Consider the following 18396-nt stretch of genomic DNA (forward strand, 5'->3'; position numbering starts at 1 on the left):
CCGCAAAAGCTCCTTGAGCAGCTGTTCGTCGTCCGGTTCGAGATTGCCGACGAATTGAGCGAGCACACCGGCTCGGTCGTCTTGGGTATCGAGGAGACGCCGCATATTGAAGGCCGTCATCGACGCTCGTGCGACGTCCGGTGTGTCGGTGAGTGAGTAGGCGTACGCGCGGCCGCGCTGCTCACGATTGAGCGCCCGCTTGTCGTACATGCGGCTCAGCGTGGTCATCACAGTTGTGTACGCCAGTGTGTCGCCAAGTGCGGCTTGGACCTCGCTCGGCGCCATCGGTTCGCTTGAGGCCGCCAAGCACGCCAAAATTTCTTCTTCCAGGCCGCCACGCTCGCGTCGCTGTCGCCGTGCGATCGTCGAGTCCCATCGTTGTTTCGCGCGGCGAGCTCCGACGGGCGGCCACGGCGACCATCAGCTTAGTCGGCTTGGCTCATCGCGAAGCGATCTATCGAGGTGCGATCCGAAGGTCCGATTCGTGCACTCTGTGTCCGGGTAAGCGCCATTTCTGGTCGCGGGTGTTCGGTGCACCGCCCCCCTCGATTTCAGCGGCCGAGATGCCAGCTATACGACTCGCCGGTCCAATTGACGGTTGCCGAGAACACATAGCCGCTCTCAGTACCGTCGCTGCTGATCTTGGTGACCGCCGTGCACTCGAAGGTGTTTGATGCGGTCAGAAGATCCGACGACCCGTTGGTCGGGTCGCACTCGGTCTTCTTGATCGGGCCGTCGAGAACACCTTCGTTGACATCTTTCTTCGCGTCCTTCGTTACGGATGCCTCTAGGGCGTCGATCAGCGACTTTCGATCGTTACGAGTGATTGCATCTTCGGCGCTCCTTGCAGCCGCAGCAGCCGACGCGCTGGCGGCCGCCGCGTTAGCTGCGGAGCGTGCCGCCGCCGCTGAGGCTGCGGCGGCAGCGACCTGCTTCTTGTGCTTGGCAACTGAGGCATCATGGCGGTTATTGATCACGAGCCCTGCGATCGCAGCACCTGCGACTAGGAGAACGACAACTGCCGAGATCGTCACCAGCACTACGCGCCGACTCCGGCGTCGTCTGACGTACGAGGTGCCGCAGTTCGGGCAGAAGTCGCCCGCGACAGTCGCTTGGGTGCTGCACTTTCGGCACACCCGGGTGGGTGGCGAAACCGGCGCGTAGGGGTCTTGAAACGTCACGGCACGTCCCTCCCGAGTCGGTGCGCGAGAGATCATCCGTCGTAGGAGCCGAGATGTCCAGAGGTATGGCGCCTATGGGCCGTCATTCGAATCCGCCGTCTTACGTGGCGAGCGGTGGGCCATCACCTCGGCCGCGTCAGCCACCGTGGAGGTCCGCTCCGCGCCCGTTGTCCGCGCGCTCGATGACGATCGCACGCGCGAGCAGGAAGAGTAGTGGCACCGAGCCGATCAGGGCGAGCACGACGTTGAACCGGAACCGATAGACGACCGCGTTCACCCACAGACACAGTGCGAAGACGAAGAAGACCGCGACGGTCAGGTCGGGCAGCTTCGCGCGCATGGTGACCGTCGCCTACTCGCCGACGTGGCCGATCGCGACCTCGATGAGCTGTTCGACCCCGTCCGCGCCCGTTGCCCGCACCGTGGTGATCACCGAGCCACCCGCGCCGCCGGCGGTGCTGATCGCCTCGTATTGCAGCGAGCCGCGGGATGCGGCGGACAGCGCGCCGATCAGGTCGCGCGCGATGACGCTCGGCGCGAACGGCGGCTCGGTGACGCTCATGATCAGGTCATACCCCCTGTCGGTGCCGCCGACAAAATTCGGCGTCGTCCAGAGGTCGTCTCGGCGCGCACCGGCCGACCAACACTCACGGACGTAACACCAGCGTTCATCTGAGCGCCGCCGACTTACACCACGTCGGCCTGGTCGAGCAGTGCCGTGTTCTCCAGCTCTTCGTCTGAGATGGACGCGGCCAGCGCGCGTGGCCCGACTGCTCGGCCGCGCGCCTTGTCGCGGTACATGCGTACGTCCGCGGCGTGCAGCAGCGAGTCGAGGTCGGCGCCGTCGTGCGGGCACGAGCTGGTACCGATGCTCACCGTCACGCCGCTCAGCGCGAGGTCCTGGTGCAGCCGCCACTTCAACCGGGTGGCCGCCCACCGCAGTTGCGCCTGCGCACTGGTCGGCACCAGGCCGTCGAGGACGACGAGGAACTCGTCACCGCCGAGGCGAGCCACCACGTCTTGCGGCCGGACCTCGGCGCGCAGCCGCTCGGCGATCGCCGCGAGCACCGCGTCCCCTGCAGCGTGTCCTTGGGAGTCGTTGACCCGCTTGAAGTCGTCCACGTCGAGGTAGAGCAGGCCCACCACCGACGGGTCGTCGCCGCGCCCGTCGAGTCGGCGGGTCAAGCGGTCGGACAACCGCCGGCGATTGAGCAGGCCGGTCAGCGGGTCGTAGAAGGCCAGCGTCTCCATCTCGGCCAGGTACTCGGCGGCGCGGGCCTTCTCCTTCTCCAGCTCGGCCTGGGCCAGGACGTGCGCGGTGACGTCGGTCTGGATGCCGAGGTACTGCACGAGCCGGCCGCCGTCGTCGAAGATCGGCGTCAGTCGGATCTCGTTCCACCACGGCTCGCGGCTGCCGCGCCGGTAGTTCAGCACCGTCTCGCGCGATTCGACACCGCGCCGGATCGCGTTGCCGATGCGCGCAACCGCCGCCGGGTCGGTGTGCTCGCCTTGCAGCAGGCGACAGTTCACGCCGAGCACCTCGTCCGCGCGCAGGCCGGACAGTCGCTCGAATGCGGCATTGACGTAGATGAGCGGGTGATCACTTCGGGTCATGTCCGCGATCGAGATGCCGTTCGGTGACGCAGTCAGTGCGCGGTGCAGCGTGCGCACCGACTCCGGTGAGTTCACCTGAGTCGCAAGGACGTTCTGGCGACGTGCGACCCGACCGGGCTGACGGTCGTCACGGCGGCGGAAGTGTTCTTGCGGCAGCGGGGCCACGCGCGACATCAGCGATTCCGCAGCCGAACGGACCGTCTGGCGGTCGTAGGTCAGCGCGAACTCGAATCGCCGCTCGTCATCGGGGCCGGTGTCGCCGAGGTCCCGGGCGAGCAGGGCCGCCGCGAAGTGCGGGGACAGCACAACGATGTCCCACTCGTGACGCAGCGGGTCGTCATCGGCCAGATCCGCGCCCCGCACACCGGGGACGGGTTCGGACGTCAATCCGTCGCCGAGGGCCGCGACGAATCCGACATGCTCGACGAGCTCGCGGTACCGACCTGCGGTTGTCGGCGTGAAGTGGTGCTGGTGCTGGAAGGTCGAGATGACGACGCAGGTCGATCCCTGTGTCGCGGCTTCACGTTCGAGGTGCTTGCTGAACTCGATCAGCAGGGGCTTGGTCGACGTGCGCACCGAGAGTGCCCCGGACAGGCAGCTGAACGGCGAGCGCGGCGTTTCCGACTGCGCCGGAGCGCCGAGCTCGAGACCTGCGACCCGTAACTCCGGGCGGGGCTGCGACTCGGGCCGGCCGAACAGGTAACCCTGACCCAGGCTTGCGCCCAATGCCCGCGCGGCGGCGAGGTGCTCATCGTCCTCGATGCCCTCGGCCAGCACGATCGCGTGTGCCTCCTGCGCGTACGCGTTGACGGCATTGACGATGCGCGCGATGGCCGGTCCCGGCCGCTCCTGGACCAGCTTCAGGTCGAGCTTCACCACGTCCGGTCGCAGCAACGGCATGAAGGCCAACGACATGTCGTCGGCGCCGACGTCGTCGAGCGCGATGAGCCAGCCCGCCTGACGCAGCTTGCGCACGCAGGACAGCAGTTCCGCGGGCCGTGCGCTGATCGCCCGCTCGGTGATCTCCAGGACGACCGGCAGCCCGCCCGGCGCGGTCTGCGCGATCTCGATGAGCCCGTCGAGTGCCGCGTCGTCGAGCACCTCGGGTTCGACGTTGACGAAGATCGCGAGGGGTGCGGCGATGCCGGTCTCGACGGCGTGGTCGAGGGAGGCGGTGCGGCACAGCGCGTCGAGTTCCGCGAGCCGCCCGGCCGTCCGCGCGGCGGCGAACAACCGGTCCGGCTGCTCGAGCTCCCCGGCCGGACCGCGGGTCAGCGCCTCGTAGGCGACCACGGCGCCGGTGTCCAGGTCCACGATCGGTTGTAGGACGGTGCGGACCGCGTGCTGCGCAATGACGTCGTCGATCTTCATGTGCTGCCCACCCGTTGCCCGGCTTCGGGCGCCGTTGTACTCGCGCTGTCACTGCCCATGTACCCAACTTAGCGCCGATTTTACGCACGAGCACTGCGGCGGTATCCCCGTCCGCCCGGCGGTGGCCCGGGCGGACGGGGTGCCGTGAGTCAGACGGCGACGAGGACCTGCGGCTGCGCCGAGTCGTCGTCGTCCGACGCGACCGGCTGGTCCGTGCCGCGGCGGCGGCCGGGGATCGCGAGCGCGGCGCCCGCGCCGACGGCGACGCCGATCGCGCCGACGATCAGTGCCGGGTGCAGCCCCGCGACGAACGCGGTGCCGCTGGTGAACCCGCCACGTGCGGAGAAGACCGCCCCGAGCACGGCGATGCCCAGCACGCCACCCACCTCGCGGATGCCGTTGTTGGCGCCGCTGGCGACACCCTGCAGTTGGGCCGGCACGCTGCCCATCACCACCGACGCGACGGGCACGAAGAACAGGCCCATCCCCGCGCCGGCCAGGATGAACGGGACGAGCATCGACCCGTAGGTCATGCCGGCGCTTAATGCGATCCCGAGCCAGCCGATCCCGGCTGCTTGCAGGACCAGCCCGGCGGTGAGCAGCGGGCGGCCGCCGATGCGGTCCGAGACGGGCCCGGCCAGTGGTGCGACGAGCACCGGCATCGCGGTCCACGGGAGCGTGCGCAAGCCGGCGCCGAGCGGGTCGTAACCCTGCACGGTCTGCAGGAACTGGGCGAGCAGGAAGATCGAGCCGAACATCCCGACGCTCATCAGCAGGGACGCGACGTTGACCGCGGCGAACCCGCGCGAGCGGAACAGGGTCAGCGGCAGCATCGGCGCGGTGACGCGCGACTCCCACGCGACAAAAGCGATCAGCAGGACGCCGCCGCTGATCAGCGCGACCAACTCGCCGGTGCTCCCCCAGCCGTGGGAGTTGCCGCGGACCAGGCCGAACACGAGCGCGAACAGGCCCAGGCTGATGAGCCCGAGGCCGACCGGGTCGAGGCGCTTGGCCGGGCCGTGCGACTCGCCGAGCCGCCGCATCGCCAGGGGCGCCATCAGCACGCCGATGGGCACGTTGAGCCAGAAGATGTACTGCCACGAGCCGCTTTGCGTGACCGCGCCGCCGAGCAGCGGGCCGAGCGCGACGGCCAACCCGCTCATCGCGCCCCAGATGCCGAGTGCGGCGCCGCGCTTCGCCGGCGCGACCGCGCCCGTCAGCAGGGTCAGCGACAACGGCAGCACTGCTGCACCGCCGATGCCCTGCACGGCGCGCGCCGCGACGAGGGCCCCGGCGTCGGGTGCCAGCGCCGCGGCTGCGCTTGCGAAGGTGAACACGGTCAGGCCGGCAGCGAACACGCGCCGCCGTCCCAGCCGATCACCGAGGACGGCGGCCGGGAGGAGCAGCACGGCGAACGTGAGGGTGTACGCGTTCACCGTCCACTCGAGCTGGTCGAGACTCGCGTGCAGGTCGGCACGGATCGACGGCAGCGCCATCGTGACGACCAGGTTGTCCAGCGCCACCATGAAAGCGGCGACGGACGTGATGACGAACGTCCAGGCGGTGCGGGTCACGGCGTCCTCCTTAGGTTGTGATTGATCACTATCAACTTCAGGCAGAGATCCGAGCGGAATTCCGTGCCGGGGTGTCAGGTCGTGGCGCCGAGAGGTGCGCCGATAAGGGCCGCCATCAGGGCGGGCTCCGCGGTCATCCGGCGGGCCAGGGTGTCCGAATCGTCGGCCTGCACGCCGAAGGCGGCAGTGAGGTTGCACAGCATGCCGTGGGCGAAGAACGCCTGCGCGAGATCCTCGGTCATGCCGCTGATCGTCACGATGGTCTCCCACAGCCGGCCGAACTCGCGTCGCGTGACCGCGCGCACCTCGGCGTCGCCGAAGCAGGCCGCGTACGCCTGCAACTGCATCCCGAGGAACGTCCGGTTCTGCTCCAGCAACGTGTTGTAGGCCGCGCCCATCGCGTGCTTGGCCTCGACCCCGGTCAGGCCGTCCGCGGCGGTGCGGAACACGGTGGTGACCTCGGCGAAGGTGCGTTCGACGGCCGCCACGAAGAGCGAGTGCTTGGTGGGGTAGAGGCGGAACAGGTAGGGCTGGCTGATCCCGGCGCGCCGGGCGATCGCGTCGGTGGAGGTGCCGGCCAGGCCGCCGTTCGCGAACTCGATCATGGCCGCGTTGAGCACGTCCTCGCGCCGCTCGTCGGCGCTGCCGCGTACTCCCCGAGGTGCCATGGCGATTAAGTTAGTGACCACTCACAACCTTGTCAACCACCAGCCGACGCCCGCGGCACGAGCAGCGAGACCGCCTGCGGCTCGAGCGTGACGTCGACGGGCAGCGGGCCGAGGTATTCGCCGTCGGCGTACGCGTTGATGCCGGGCGCCTCGATGCGCAGGGCCGTGGTGCGCAAGGTGCGTGCCTGCGGCCGATGGACGTGCGTGCCCCGGTAGACGCGGGGCACCTGCGCTGCGGCCCGGCGGCGGCTGACGGCGCCGGCGATCGTCACGTCGAACACGCCGTCGGTGGGGTCGGCCGCCGGGCAGATGCGCATGCCGCCGCCGTAGGACGGCGTGTTGCCGACCGCCACGAGCAGGACGTCCTGGCGGATCGTCTCGCCCTCGGCGGTGGTGACGGTGCACGGCAGCGGGCGCAGGTTGGCGAATTCGGCGAGCATCGCCAGGTTGTAGCGGGCCCGCCCCCGGGGCCACCTCATCCGGTTCGTGCGGTCGCTGACCAGCGAGTCGAAGCCGGAGGCCAGTACCGAGCCGAAGTACGACCGCGTGCCGTCCGCGGTGACCGCGACGCCGACGTCGACGCGGCGCGTGTAGCCGTCGGCGACGATGTCGGCGGCCGATTCCGGCGATTTGCGCGGCCAACCGTAGGTGCGGGCCTGGTCGTTGCCGGTGCCCGCCGGGATGACGCCGAGCGGCGTATCGGTGCCGACCACCGCCGGCAGTGCCAGGTGGATCATGCCGTCGCCACCGACGACCACCAGCGCGTCGACGCCTGCGCGCACCGCGGCGCCGGCGAGGTCCCGGGACTCGGCCGGGCTGGCTCCGCACAGTTCGCGGACGGCGATGCCGCGCGCGGCCAGTCGGTCGACTGCGCGGCGCAGCACGTCGCGGGCGCCACCGCGGCCGGCGGCCGGATTGACGACGAGCGCGACGTCCTTAATCAAGGGATCAGCTTGCCGGGATTGAGGATGCCGGCGGGGTCGAGCGTCGCCTTGACGCTGCGCAGGATCTCGACGCCGAGATCACCGATCTCCGCGGCGAGCCAGTCGCGGTGGTCGGCGCCGACGGCGTGGTGATGCGTGATCGTCGCATCGTGCTCGATCAGCGTGTCGTTGACCGCGGCCTTGATCGCGCGCCACTGCGCGATCGCGTCCCCGCGCTGCGCGCCGACGACGGTGAAGTACAGCGAGGCGCCGGTGTCGTACACGTGCGAGATGTGGCACAGCACCAGCGACGCAGCCGAGCCGGCCTCGGCGAAGCCGCGTTGCACGGTCTCGGTGACCGCCTGCTTCACCGCCGCGAGCTTCGACCACGACGTCGCGGTCTCGAACGTCTCGACGAGCGCGCCGTTGGCCAGCAACGGGTCGCGCAGGTAGGGGCCGTCGAACCGGTGCTCGGCCCACTGCTTCGCGCGTGCGGCGCCGAGCGACGTACCGCCGGACGCGGTGAGCAGCTCGCGGGTCGCGGCGTGCCGCGCCTCGACGAGTGCGGACGAACCCTCGAAGACGGTCACCGCCAGACACCCACCGTCCTGCGGCTTGTCGTCCGCACCGCTCGACCCGGCGTCGCTGACGGTGGCCAGGTTGAGCGCGGTCTCGACCTCGTCGGACAGCCGCAGCACGGTCGGTCCGGTGCCCGCCTGCTCGACGGCGCGCACAGCCGCGGCGCCGGTGGCGAAGTCGGGGAACGACCACGCCTCGTAGGCTTTGGTCTCGGGCACCGGGTGCACTCGCACGCGCACGGCGGTGAGCACGCCGAACGTGCCCTCGGACCCGAGGATCAGCTGGCGCAGGTCCGGGCCGGCCGCGGTCTTCGGCGCATCCGCACCGACGTCGAGCACTCCGCGGGGTGTGACGACGCGCAACCCGCGCACCATGTCGTCGAAGCGGCCGTAGCCGGCGGAGTCCTGGCCGGACGACCGCGTCGCGGCGAAGCCGCCGATCGTCGCGTACCGGAAGCTCTGCGGGTAGTGGCCGAGCTCGTAGCCGCGGGCCGCGAGCAGGCGCTCCGCCTCGGGGCCGGACAGGCCGGCGCCCAGCGTGGCGACCTGGTCGATCTCGTCGAGATCCGCGAGGGCATCGAAGCGGCCGAGGTCGAGGCTGATGACCGCAGCGAACCGATCGCGGATCGGGTCGAGGCCGCCGACGACGCTGGTGCCGCCCCCGAACGGCACGACGGCGATACCGCGTTCCGCGCACACGGCGAGCACCGCTGCGACCTCGCCCTCGGTGCCCGGCGCGACCACGGCGTCCGGCGCGTCCTGCTCGGCGGAACTCTTGCGACGCAGCAGGTCGAGCGTCGACTTGCCGCCCGCGTGCAGCAACCGGTCGTCGTCGGCGGCGCCGACGTGCTCCGCGCCGACGGCGGCTGCGAGCTCTGCGTGATCGTCGTCGGTGAGAGTGGACGGGCGCAGCCGAACGTCCTGCCGCTCGACTGCGTGCACGTCGTCCGCGCTCACCTGCAGCACGTCGTGCACCAGCGCCAGCTGCGCGTCGGTGAGCCGTGCGGCGGCCGTCGGGTCGCCCCACGCGTCCCAGGCCATCGGTGGTCGGGGGAGCGCGGACGGTGACGGCGTCATGCTACAGTTTTACACATCATGTCAAGTCGTAACGCAGTGCTGGCCGAGCCTGTGGACGCACCGACCCGCATCCTCGACGCTGCTGCGCGGGTGCTGAGGGTGTCCGACCGGCGCCCGGGCATCGCCGAACTGGCCCGGCAGGCGGGCATGTCCCGGCCGACCGTCTACCGGCACTTCGCCGACGAAGCCGCGGTATTCCGCGCGTTGTGGGAGCGCGAGATCCGCCGGTTGATGGCGCAGACACCGCGCACCACGGACGACCGCGCCGGGCTGGTGCGCCAGGTCGTCGACCTCGCCGACCGCATCAGCACGCACGAGACGCTCGCGCGCACCTTCGTCACCGAGCCGGCGCTCGTCGCGCGCTACATCCTCGACCGACTCGGCACCGGGCAGCGCGTGCTGCTCGAATCGCTGCGGGACGCGATCGGGCTCGTGCAGGCGGGCGGCAGCATCCGCGCGAGCGAGCCGACCGAACTCGCCGCGATGACGCTGCTCATCGCGCAGTCGGCGATCCAGTCCCGGCGGATGATCGCCGACCAGCTCCCCGACGCTGCGTGGCGCCGCGAGCTGGCCCGCGCGCTGGACGGGTACCTCGCCCCGTGACCGACGCCGGCTCGGTGCTCGACGCGCAACGGCGCCGGCGCGACCTCGACGCGCTCGCCGACGCCGGCACCGTCGATCTGCTGGTCATCGGCGGCGGCGTCACCGGCGCCGGAGCGGCGCTGGACGCGGCGACCCGCGGCCTGCGCGTCGTGCTCGTGGAGTCGCGCGACTGGGCATTCGGCACCAGCCGCTGGAGCTCAAAGCTGGTGCACGGCGGCCTGCGCTACCTCGCGTCCGGCCGGTTCGGCGTGGCGCACGAGAGCGCGGTGGAGCGCGGCGTGCTGATGACCCGCACCGCACCACATCTCATCCGCGCGTTGCCGACCGTCGTGCCGCTGCTGCCGGCGATCGACCGCCGGCAAGCCGCGCTGATCCACGCCGGCTTCCTGGCCGGGGATGCCCTGCGCGTCGCCGCCCGCACGCCCGGGCGGGTGCTGCCGCGCGCGCGTCGCGTGGACGGCGACGGTGCGCGGCGCCTGGCGCCTGCGGTGCTTGCGGACGGGCTGCGCGGCGGCCTGGTGGCCTACGACGGTCAGTTGATCGACGACGCCCGCCTCGTGGTCGCGCTTGCGCGGACCGCTGCCGAGCACGGAGCGACCGTGCTGACCCGGGTGCGCGCCGAGGACGTCACCGGCACCTCGGCGCGGCTGGTCGACACGATGACCGGCACGTCGTTGACCGTGACTGCTCGCGCCGTGGTGTCCGCGGCCGGTGTGTGGGCCGGCGATGTCGACCCGGCGGTGCGGCTGCGGCCGTCGCGCGGCACGCACCTCGTGCTCGACGCCGCAGCCCTCGGGCACCCGACGGCGTCGATCACCGTCCCGGTGCCCGGCTCGATGAGCCGGTTCGTCTTCGCGATGCCCGAGCAGCTCGACCGGGTCTACCTGGGCCTGACCGACGAAGAAGCGCCGGGCGCAGTGCCCGATGTCCCGGTCGCGGCCGAGCACGAGATCACCTTCCTGCTCGACACCGTCAACCACGCGCTCGGCCGGGCGCTGACGCGCGCCGACGTGCTCGGCACCTACTCCGGCCTCCGGCCGCTGGTCGACGCGGGTGACGGCTCGACCGCGGACGTCTCGCGCAAGCACCAGGTGAGCACCGGTCCGACCGGGATCGTGTCGATCATCGGCGGCAAGCTGACGACGTACCGCCGAATGGCGCAGGACGTCATCGACGCGGCCGTTGCGCACGCCGGGCTGACGGCGGGCCCGTGCGTGACGCGCCAGGTCGCGCTCGTCGGGGCGCCGGGCCGCGCAGACAGTCGCCCGACCGACGGCCTCCCCGCCGCGCGGGGCGCCCGGCCCGGCGGCCGCGGCCGCGCGGGCGCCGCCGCGGCCGAGCCCGCCGATCCGCTCGCACCGATCGCCGACGGCATCGACGTCACCCGCGCCGAGGTCGAGTACGCCGTCACGCACGAGGGCGCGCTCGACGTCGCGGACGTGCTCGAGCGGCGCACCCGCATCGGCCTGGTCGATGCCGACGCCGATCGCGCGCGCGACGCGGTCGGCGAGATCGTCACCGCCGCGCTGCGCTGACCGCCCCACCGCTGATCAACAGTCGGCAGTGCGCACCAGGGCGACCATTCGGTCTTGTTGATCAGCCGGGTGGTGGTGGGGGCGTGAGGGTCAAGCGACACCTGCGGAATCTTTCGCGGCGCGCCACGGTTTGACAGCCCACGAAGTGCCGGAACGACCCGGCCGGATGCACACCCGACGGAGTGTTGACCATGCGTGCAGTGCAGTTCACCGAGTACGGCGGCATCGACGTCCTGCACGTGGCCGACATCGACCGACCCGAGCCGGATGCGGACGGCGTGCTCATCGAGGTGCGCGCCGCCGGCACGAATCCGGGCGAGGCAGCGATCCGCCAGGGTGCGATGGCCGAGGTTGCCCCGTCGACGTTTCCGTCCGGGCAGGGCAGCGATCTTGCCGGCGTGGTCGTAGAGGTCGGCAGTGCGGTCACCGACGTGAGCCCGGGCGACGAGGTGCTCGGCTTCTCCTGGACGCGCTCGAGCCAGGCGCAGTACGCGGTCGTGCCGCAGAACCAGCTGGTCGCGAAGCCTGCGGCGCTGTCCTGGGAGGTGGCGGGCGCGCTGTACGTCGTCGGCGTCACGGCGTACGCCGCGGTGCGGGCGGTCGACGCCGCCAGTGGCGACACCGTCGTGGTGTCCGCGGCGGCCGGCGGAGTGGGATCAATGGTGGTGCAGCTGCTGACGACGCGTGGTGCCAAGGTCATCGGCCTGGCCTCCGAGGCGAACCACGAGTGGCTGCGCAGCAAGGGCGTCATCCCGGTCGCATACGGCGGGGACCTCGCGAACGCGATCCGCCGGGTGTCGGACGGGCGGGTGGACGCGCTCATCGATCTCTTCGGTCCGGACTATCTCCGGCTCGCCGTCGATCTGGGCGTCGCGCCCGACCGCACCGAGACGATCATCGCGTTCGAGGAGGCGGGCCGGCGCGGCATGAAGGCCGAGGGCAGCCAGGACGCGTCCACGCCCGAGGTCCTGGCCGAGGTCGCCGAACTCGTCGCCTCCGGCCAGGTCGAGCTGCCGATCGCCGCGACGTACCCGCTAGACCGTGTGCAGGACGCCTACCGCGAGCTGGAGCAACGCCACACGCACGGCAAGATCGTGCTGCTGCCGCAGGAGTGAGACGTCAGGTACGACCGGCGGCCGCCAGTTCCGCTTCGCTCTCCTCGACGCACGGCCGCGGACGATGCTCGAACCAGCTGAGCGCCAGGACGGCGCCGACGATGACGGCCATGCCGATCCATTGCGAGCCGTCCAGATGGGTGTGCTGGACGACGACGCCGACGAGTGCCGCGGTGACCGGGAAGGCGAGTTCGGCGAGCGTGGCGCGGGCGGCCGCCGTACGCGCAAGCGCCCAGTAGTAGAGCTCGAGGGCGAACAGGCCGGGGATCAGCGCCAGCAGAATCAGCCCGACCGCGTTGTGCCAGCCCGGCGCGACCTGTGCGCCGGTCACCTGGACGACGACGATCGCGCCGAGGAATCCGAACACGAAGCGCAGGGTGGTGATGTCGCGCGGCTCGATCGTGGTGGCAAGCAACCGGCCCAGGACGGTGCCGGCCCCCCACAACGCGGCGGCACCCACTGCGTACAACGCGGGTTGCAGTGCGGCCACCGTGACGTGGAACGGGTCGGCAAAGGTCAGCAGCCAGGCGCCGGCCAGCGCAGGCAGCGCGAAGATCGCGTACGGCAACCGCAACCGCTCGCGCAGGATGACCACCGCCAGCGCGATCGCGAACAGGGGTTGCAGCTTCTGCAGGACGAGCGGCGTCACGAAGTCGTTGGACGCAATGGCGAGCTTGAACGACTCGGTGAACAGCGCGGTGGCCACCGCCGACGCGCCGACGCCCACGAGTACCACCGCCACCTGCGCGCGCAGCCCGGCCCGCGCGAACGCCCGCAGCGCCCGGGGGATCACCGGCGCCAGCACCAGCAGTGCGATGACGTGCTCCCACAGCACCACCGTGCCGGCATCGAGATCGTTCGCGAGCGGCTTGCGCAACAGGCCGTCGAGACCCCACGTCGCGGCGGCCAGTGCCACGAACACGGTCGCATCCCTGCGGCCCACCGAACTCCTGGTCACCGATTCGCCTCCGCTGAACGTCGTGGCCGAACATCTTGACACTACGGGCGTGGCGTTGACGGGCGTGCCTGCGCGGGTAGCTACGCCATGACGGACCGTCGAGAGCGAGGAGTGTCATGCGCGCAATCACCTATGACCGGACCGGCGACCCGGACGTCCTGACGCTGGTCGACAAGCCGCTCAGCGAGCCGGGGCCCGGCGAGGTGCGCGTGCGGATCCACCGCTCGGGCGTCAACCCGACGGACTGGAAGTCGCGCCGGGGCGCCGAGCCGGGCACGCCTGTCGAGCCGGCGCAGGTGCCGAACCAGGACGGCGCCGGGGTTGTCGACGCGGTCGGCGCGGGTGTCGAGCAGGCGTGGATGGGCCTGCGCGTGTGGGTGTGGGAGGCGGCCTACCAGCGTCCGGACGGCACCGCGCAGGAGTACGCGATCGTGCACCGCACGCACGTCGTCACGTTGCCCGACTCGGCCGACTTCGATCTCGGTGCCAGCCTCGGCGTGCCGTTCGTGACGGCGCACCGGTGCCTGACCGTGGCCGAGGACGGCCCGACCCGGCTCGGGCCCGGCGCACTGGCCGGGCGCACGGTGCTGGTCGCCGGCGGTGCGGGTGCCGTCGGCAACGCGGCGATCCAGTTGGCGCGCTGGTCCGACGCCCGGGTCATTACGACGGTGAGCGGCGCGCGCAAGGGCGTGCTCGCCGCGGCGGCGGGCGCGGACCTGGTCATCGACTACACCGCCGAGGACGTCGAGCACGTCGTGCGCGGGTTCGAACCCGCCGGCGTGCATTCGATCGTCGAGGTCGCGCCCGCGCAGAACGCCGCACTCGACGCTGCCGTGGTGCGCAACGGCGGCTCGATCGCGATCTACGCCAACAACGGCGGCGACGAGGTCACCGTGCCGGTACGCCCGTCGATGGCCACGAATGCGCGCTGGCAGTTCGTCCTAGTCTACACCGCGCCTTCGGCGGCGAAGGCGATCGCGCTCGAGGACGTGTCCGCGGCGGTGTTGGACGGCGCGGCGCGGGTCGGTGAACACGCCGGCGTGCCGCTGCACCACTATCCGCTGGACCGCGCGGCCGAAGCGCACGCGGCGGTCGAGGACGGCGCCGTCGGCAAGGTGCTGATCGACGTCGCGGATTGACCCGTCGCGTCGGGTACATCAGTCGCATGTCGCCGGCGTTCGTGATCCAGCACCACCTGGCGACGGCCGACCACTACGACTTCCGGCTGGAGATCGACGGCGTGCTCGCGTCCTGGGCGGTGCCGAAGGGCCCGTCGACCGACCCGCGGGTCCGTCGCTACGCCAAGCGCGTCGGTGACCACGACCTCGACTACCGCGACTACGAAGGTGTGCTGTCGGTCCAACGCCGCGGCGGCGGGATCGTGCAGGTGTGGGACCGCGGCACGTTCGACAACGTCAGCAAACGCAAGAGCACGGCGATCTCCGCCGCAGAGGCGCTGGCCGACGGCCACCTGTCCTTCGTGCTGCACGGGGAGAAGGTCCGCGGCGGTTACAGCCTGATCCGCACGCGCGGCGACGACGACGCATGGCTGCTGATCAAGAAGGCCGACGCCGAGGCCGACGCCCGGCGCAACCCGACGAGCACGGAGAACGAGTCGGTGCTCACCGGCCGCACGCTGGAACAGATCGAGGCGGACGGCGTCGAATGACCGACGCGCCGCTCGCAGCGTTGCAACCGGACGAGCGCGCCCTGCTGCACCGCGAAGCCATGCCGACGCGTGTCCCCGCCATGCTGGCGACGCTCACCGAGGACCGTTTCTCCGATCCGGACTGGATCTTTGAACGCAAGCTGGACGGTGTGCGCTGCCTGGCGTTGCGCGACGGCCGCGGGCGGGTGCGGTTGCTGTCGCGAACCGACCAGGACATGAGCCGGACGTATCCCGAGATCGCCGATGCGCTTGCTGCGCAGGCCGACACCGACCTCGTCGTCGACGGCGAGGTGGTGGCGTTCGACGGTCGGCGGACGAGCTTCGAGCGGCTGCAGGGCCGCATCGGGTTGACCGATCCCGACGCGGCGCGGGCAAGCCGCATCCGCGTCTACTACTACGTCTTCGACGTGCTGCACGCCGGCCGCCACGACGTGCGCGAGCTGCCGCTGCTGACCCGCAAAAAGCTGCTCCGCGGCCTGGTGACCTTCGACGACCCGTTGCGTTTCACGGCACACCGGCGCGAAGCCGGCGAGGAGATGTTTCGGCAGGCGTGCGAACGCGGCGACGAGGGCGTGGTCGCGAAGCGCGCCCGCTCCCGGTACGTGGGCAAACGCTCACCCGACTGGTTGAAGTTCAAGTGCGTGCGCGACCAGGAGCTGGTGATCGGCGGCTGGACCGAGCCCAAGGGCAGCCGAACCGAGTTCGGTGCGCTGCTGCTCGGCTATCACGACGGCGAACGGCTCCTGTATGCCGGCAAGGTCGGCACCGGCTTCGGTGCCCAACTGCTCCGCCAGGTCGGTACGCAGCTGCGCGCGCTCGAGCAGCCCGAGTCGCCGTTCGCGCAGCGGGTACGCGAGGCGCACGCGCACTGGGTACGGCCGGAGCTCGTCGCGCAGATCGGGTTCACCGAGTGGACACGCGACGGCATGCTGCGCCACCCGCGCTTCCTCGGTCTTCGCACGGACAAGCACGCCGGTGATGTCGTGCGCGAGAGCTGACCCGAGACCGTCGCGCGGCCGTCACTCCGGCCGTCCCCCCGGCCGTCCTCCGGCCGGGACGAGGCTGCTTTCTCGGTCCTAGAGGTTTGCCCGCGTGTGTGCGGGCAAACCTCTAGGACCGAGGGAGGAGGTGAAGCATGCCGAGCGATGTCCGCGTCCTGCGCCGCGGGTAATGTTGTCCGGCCGTGCCCACGGGCCAGAACGGACCAGGAGCAGTCATCGCCGATACCGCCGAACCTGACGACCAGTCGTCGTCCGACCCCGCGGGCGAATCGCCGGCTGCGCGCGAGATCAAAGCGGAACAGCAGCACGTCACCCGTCTCTATACGCAGCTCGACGAGCTGACCGTCGCAGCCCGGCAGTCGCTCGCGCGCACGATCGGCAGCCCGACGGTCGGTACACCTGGCGCGCGCAGCGAACGGGACGCGTTCGTGCGGATGTACAGCGAGCGGTTGCGCACGCTCACCGGCGTCGAGTCGCGCCTGTGCTTCGGCCGCCTGGACCTCGACGACCGTTCGCGCCGGCACATCGGCCGGATCGGCATGTCCGACGACGCGCGGCACGAGCTGCTCGTCGATTGGCGCGCGCCGGCGGCCGAGCCGTTCTACCGCGCAACCGCCGCGGCGCCGCTCGGCGTGCTGCGGCGCCGCCAGATCGCCACCGAGAACCGTCGCGTCACGGACGTGCAGGACGAGGTGCTCGACCGCGACGGCTTCGCCGCGAGCGGCGTCGACGGCGGCCACGTGGTGATCGGCGAGGGCGCGTTGTTCGCCAGCCTGGATGCCGTCCGCAGCGGCCGGATGCGCGACATCGTCGCGACGATCCAGGCCGATCAGGACGAAGCCATCCGGGCGTCGTTGCCCGGCGTGCTGGTCGTGCAGGGCGGCCCGGGCACCGGCAAGACCGCGGTCGCGCTGCACCGCACCGCGTACCTGATCTACGCCAACCGCGAGCGCATCGCGCGATCTGGCGTGCTGCTCATCGGCCCGAACCGGGTGTTCCTGCGCTACATCGATCAGGTGTTACCGGCGCTCGGCGAGGCCGATGTCGTGGTCATGGCGACGCCGGGCGAGATGTACCCGGGCGTGGTCGCCACCGCCGCGGAGCAGCCCGCTGTGGTCGCGGTCAAGGGCGACCTGCGCATGGCCGACGTCATCGCCAATGCGGTTCGGCAACGGCAGCGGCTGATCCACAAGGCGCGCACGCTGGACATCGGCGGCACCCGCATCCGGTTGCAGCCGCGCACCGTGCAGGATGCGCGGACCGCGGCTCGGCAGACGCGGGCGCCGCACAACGTCGCGCGGGTGACGTTCGTCCGGCAGGTCATGCGCCGTCTCGTGCAATCGCTGGCCGATGCGCGCGGTACCGAACTCGACGAGGAGACCCGCAGCGGCCTGCTCGCCGAGTTGTACGAGTCGCCCGACGTCCGCCGTGAGCTCAACCTGGCGTGGGGGCCGATCGGCCCGCAGCGGCTGCTGCGTGACCTGTTCGCGGATCCGGCGCGGCTCGGGGACGCCGCGGCGCGACTGACCCGCAACGAGCGCGAGCTGCTGCACCGCCCGCGGACGGCGTCGTGGTCGGCCGCCGACGTGCCGCTGCTCGACGAAGCCGCCGAGCTGCTCGGCGAGGACGACTCCGCGGCGCAGACCGAGCGACGCCGCGCCGATGCGCAGCGGCGCGCCGAGGTCGATTACGCGCGGCAGGTGCAGGAGACGTTCGGCGGCGCCGATTTCTCCACCGCGCAACAGCTCGCGGAAAGGTACGCGGGCAGCAGCACGGTCGGCAGCGTCGCGGAGCGTGCCGGCACGGACCGCAGCTGGGCGTACGGGCACGTCGTGGTGGACGAGGCGCAGGAGCTGTCGCCGATGATGTGGCGATTGCTGATGCGCGTCTGCCCGACCCGCTCGTTCACCGTCGTCGGCGACGTCGCGCAGACCGGCTCGGCCGCCGGCGCCCGATCCTGGGACGACGTGCTCGCGCCGTACGTGGGGAATCGCTGGCGACTGGCCGAGCTGACCGTCAACTACCGCACACCCGAGCAGGTCATGGATCTTGCGGCCGCAGTGCTGGCGGCGTCCGGTTCGTCGGTCGCTGCGCCGGCGTCTGCACGCCGCGGCCGGCACGACCCGGAATTCACGCAGCTGGACGAGGCCGCCGGCACGTCCGCGTCGCTGGTCGACGTCGTCGAGCGCGAGCGCCGCGCGGCCGGCGAGGGGACGCTCGCCGTGATCACGTCCCGCGCCGAGCACGCCGACGTCGCGGCGCGGGTGAGCGCGGCGCTGCCGGCCGGCTCGGTCGCCATCGGCTCCGACGTGCTCGGCGCCCCGGTGTCGGTGCTGACGGTCATGGACGCGAAGGGTCTGGAGTTCGACGGGGTCGTGGTGGTCGAGCCGGCCGCGATCGTGCGCGAGTCACCTCGCGGGGTCAACGACCTGTATGTGGCGCTGACCCGGCCGACGCAGCGCCTGCATGTCGTTCACCACGAATCGCTGCCGCCGGGGCTCACGCCCGCTGCGAGTACGGCAAGCTGAC

17 protein-coding genes are annotated in these 18396 nt (G+C 71.3%); 7 read left to right on the forward strand and 10 right to left on the reverse strand.

All coding sequences use genetic code 11. The features are described from left to right. The 9 genes from ACFFCN_RS13595 to ACFFCN_RS13635 form a co-directional block, all read right to left on the reverse strand. On the reverse strand, positions 1–363 hold a 363-nt coding region (locus tag ACFFCN_RS13595), incomplete at its 3' end, for a BlaI/MecI/CopY family transcriptional regulator (protein WP_375492451.1). 188 nt (positions 364–551) lie between these two features. Then, positions 552–1034, reverse strand: a complete 483-nt coding sequence (locus ACFFCN_RS13600; RefSeq protein WP_375492412.1) for a hypothetical protein — start codon at positions 1032–1034, stop codon at positions 552–554. A 283-nt stretch (positions 1035–1317) separates the two neighbouring features. Then, positions 1318–1521 (reverse strand): hypothetical protein, encoded by a 204-nt coding sequence (locus ACFFCN_RS13605; RefSeq protein WP_375492414.1) that lies wholly within the window; start codon positions 1519–1521, stop codon positions 1318–1320. Between the two features lie 12 nt (positions 1522–1533). After that, positions 1534–1743: a hypothetical protein gene (locus ACFFCN_RS13610; RefSeq protein ID WP_375492416.1), complete on the reverse strand. Its 210-nt coding sequence runs from the start codon at positions 1741–1743 to the stop codon at positions 1534–1536. 125 nt (positions 1744–1868) lie between these two features. Further along, positions 1869–4166, reverse strand: coding sequence for an EAL domain-containing protein (locus tag ACFFCN_RS13615; RefSeq protein ID WP_375492417.1), 2298 nt, complete (start codon positions 4164–4166; stop codon positions 1869–1871). 149 nt (positions 4167–4315) lie between these two features. Further along, a complete protein-coding gene (locus ACFFCN_RS13620) occupies positions 4316–5692 on the reverse strand; it encodes a DHA2 family efflux MFS transporter permease subunit (protein ID WP_375492453.1) in 1377 nt (458 codons plus the stop codon). A 122-nt stretch (positions 5693–5814) separates the two neighbouring features. Beyond that, on the reverse strand, positions 5815–6408 hold the full coding sequence (locus ACFFCN_RS13625; protein WP_375492419.1) for a TetR/AcrR family transcriptional regulator: 594 nt from the start codon (positions 6406–6408) through the stop codon (positions 5815–5817). 32 nt (positions 6409–6440) lie between these two features. After that, positions 6441–7352 (reverse strand): diacylglycerol kinase, encoded by a 912-nt coding sequence (locus tag ACFFCN_RS13630; RefSeq protein ID WP_375492421.1) that lies wholly within the window; start codon positions 7350–7352, stop codon positions 6441–6443. Further along, on the reverse strand, positions 7349–8950 hold the full coding sequence (locus tag ACFFCN_RS13635) for an FAD-binding oxidoreductase (RefSeq protein ID WP_375492455.1): 1602 nt from the start codon (positions 8948–8950) through the stop codon (positions 7349–7351). The genes ACFFCN_RS13630 and ACFFCN_RS13635 overlap by 4 nt, the downstream gene beginning before the upstream one ends. Before the next feature lie 54 nt (positions 8951–9004). Between ACFFCN_RS13635 and ACFFCN_RS13640 the strand changes: the two genes are divergently transcribed. From ACFFCN_RS13640 to ACFFCN_RS13650, 3 genes are all read left to right on the forward strand, one after another. Beyond that, positions 9005–9589, forward strand: a complete 585-nt coding sequence (locus ACFFCN_RS13640; RefSeq protein ID WP_375492423.1) for a TetR/AcrR family transcriptional regulator — start codon at positions 9005–9007, stop codon at positions 9587–9589. After that, positions 9586–11124, forward strand: coding sequence for a glycerol-3-phosphate dehydrogenase/oxidase (locus ACFFCN_RS13645; RefSeq protein WP_375492424.1), 1539 nt, complete (start codon positions 9586–9588; stop codon positions 11122–11124). Before ACFFCN_RS13640 ends, ACFFCN_RS13645 begins: the two co-directional genes overlap by 4 nt. Positions 11125–11315: 191 nt before the next feature. After that, complete coding sequence (locus ACFFCN_RS13650; RefSeq protein WP_375492426.1) at positions 11316–12239, forward strand: NADP-dependent oxidoreductase; 924 nt, start codon at positions 11316–11318, stop codon at positions 12237–12239. Between the two features lie 4 nt (positions 12240–12243). Here the strand turns inward: ACFFCN_RS13650 and ACFFCN_RS13655 are convergent, their stop codons facing one another. Further along, positions 12244–13155: a DMT family transporter gene (locus ACFFCN_RS13655; RefSeq protein ID WP_375492457.1), complete on the reverse strand. Its 912-nt coding sequence runs from the start codon at positions 13153–13155 to the stop codon at positions 12244–12246. 158 nt (positions 13156–13313) lie between these two features. Here ACFFCN_RS13655 and ACFFCN_RS13660 point away from each other — a divergent pair, with 158 nt between their 5' ends. The 4 genes from ACFFCN_RS13660 (at position 13314) to ACFFCN_RS13675 (ending at position 18395) form a co-directional block, all read left to right on the forward strand. After that, the gene (locus tag ACFFCN_RS13660; protein ID WP_375492428.1) at positions 13314–14336 is read left to right on the forward strand and encodes an NADPH:quinone reductase; all 1023 of its coding nucleotides are present in this window, start codon (positions 13314–13316) and stop codon (positions 14334–14336) included. A gap of 26 nt (positions 14337–14362) precedes the next feature. After that, on the forward strand, positions 14363–14866 hold the full coding sequence (locus ACFFCN_RS13665) for a DNA polymerase ligase N-terminal domain-containing protein (protein ID WP_375492430.1): 504 nt from the start codon (positions 14363–14365) through the stop codon (positions 14864–14866). Beyond that, positions 14863–15864, forward strand: coding sequence for a non-homologous end-joining DNA ligase (ligD, locus tag ACFFCN_RS13670; protein ID WP_375492432.1), 1002 nt, complete (start codon positions 14863–14865; stop codon positions 15862–15864). The genes ACFFCN_RS13665 and ligD overlap by 4 nt, the downstream gene beginning before the upstream one ends. A gap of 185 nt (positions 15865–16049) precedes the next feature. Then, on the forward strand, positions 16050–18395 hold the full coding sequence (locus ACFFCN_RS13675) for a HelD family protein (protein ID WP_375492433.1): 2346 nt from the start codon (positions 16050–16052) through the stop codon (positions 18393–18395). Position 18396: the final 1 nt, after the last annotated feature.

This window comes from uncultured Jatrophihabitans sp. (assembly GCF_964246335.1).
Taxonomy (GTDB): Bacteria; Actinomycetota; Actinomycetes; order Mycobacteriales; family Jatrophihabitantaceae; genus Jatrophihabitans.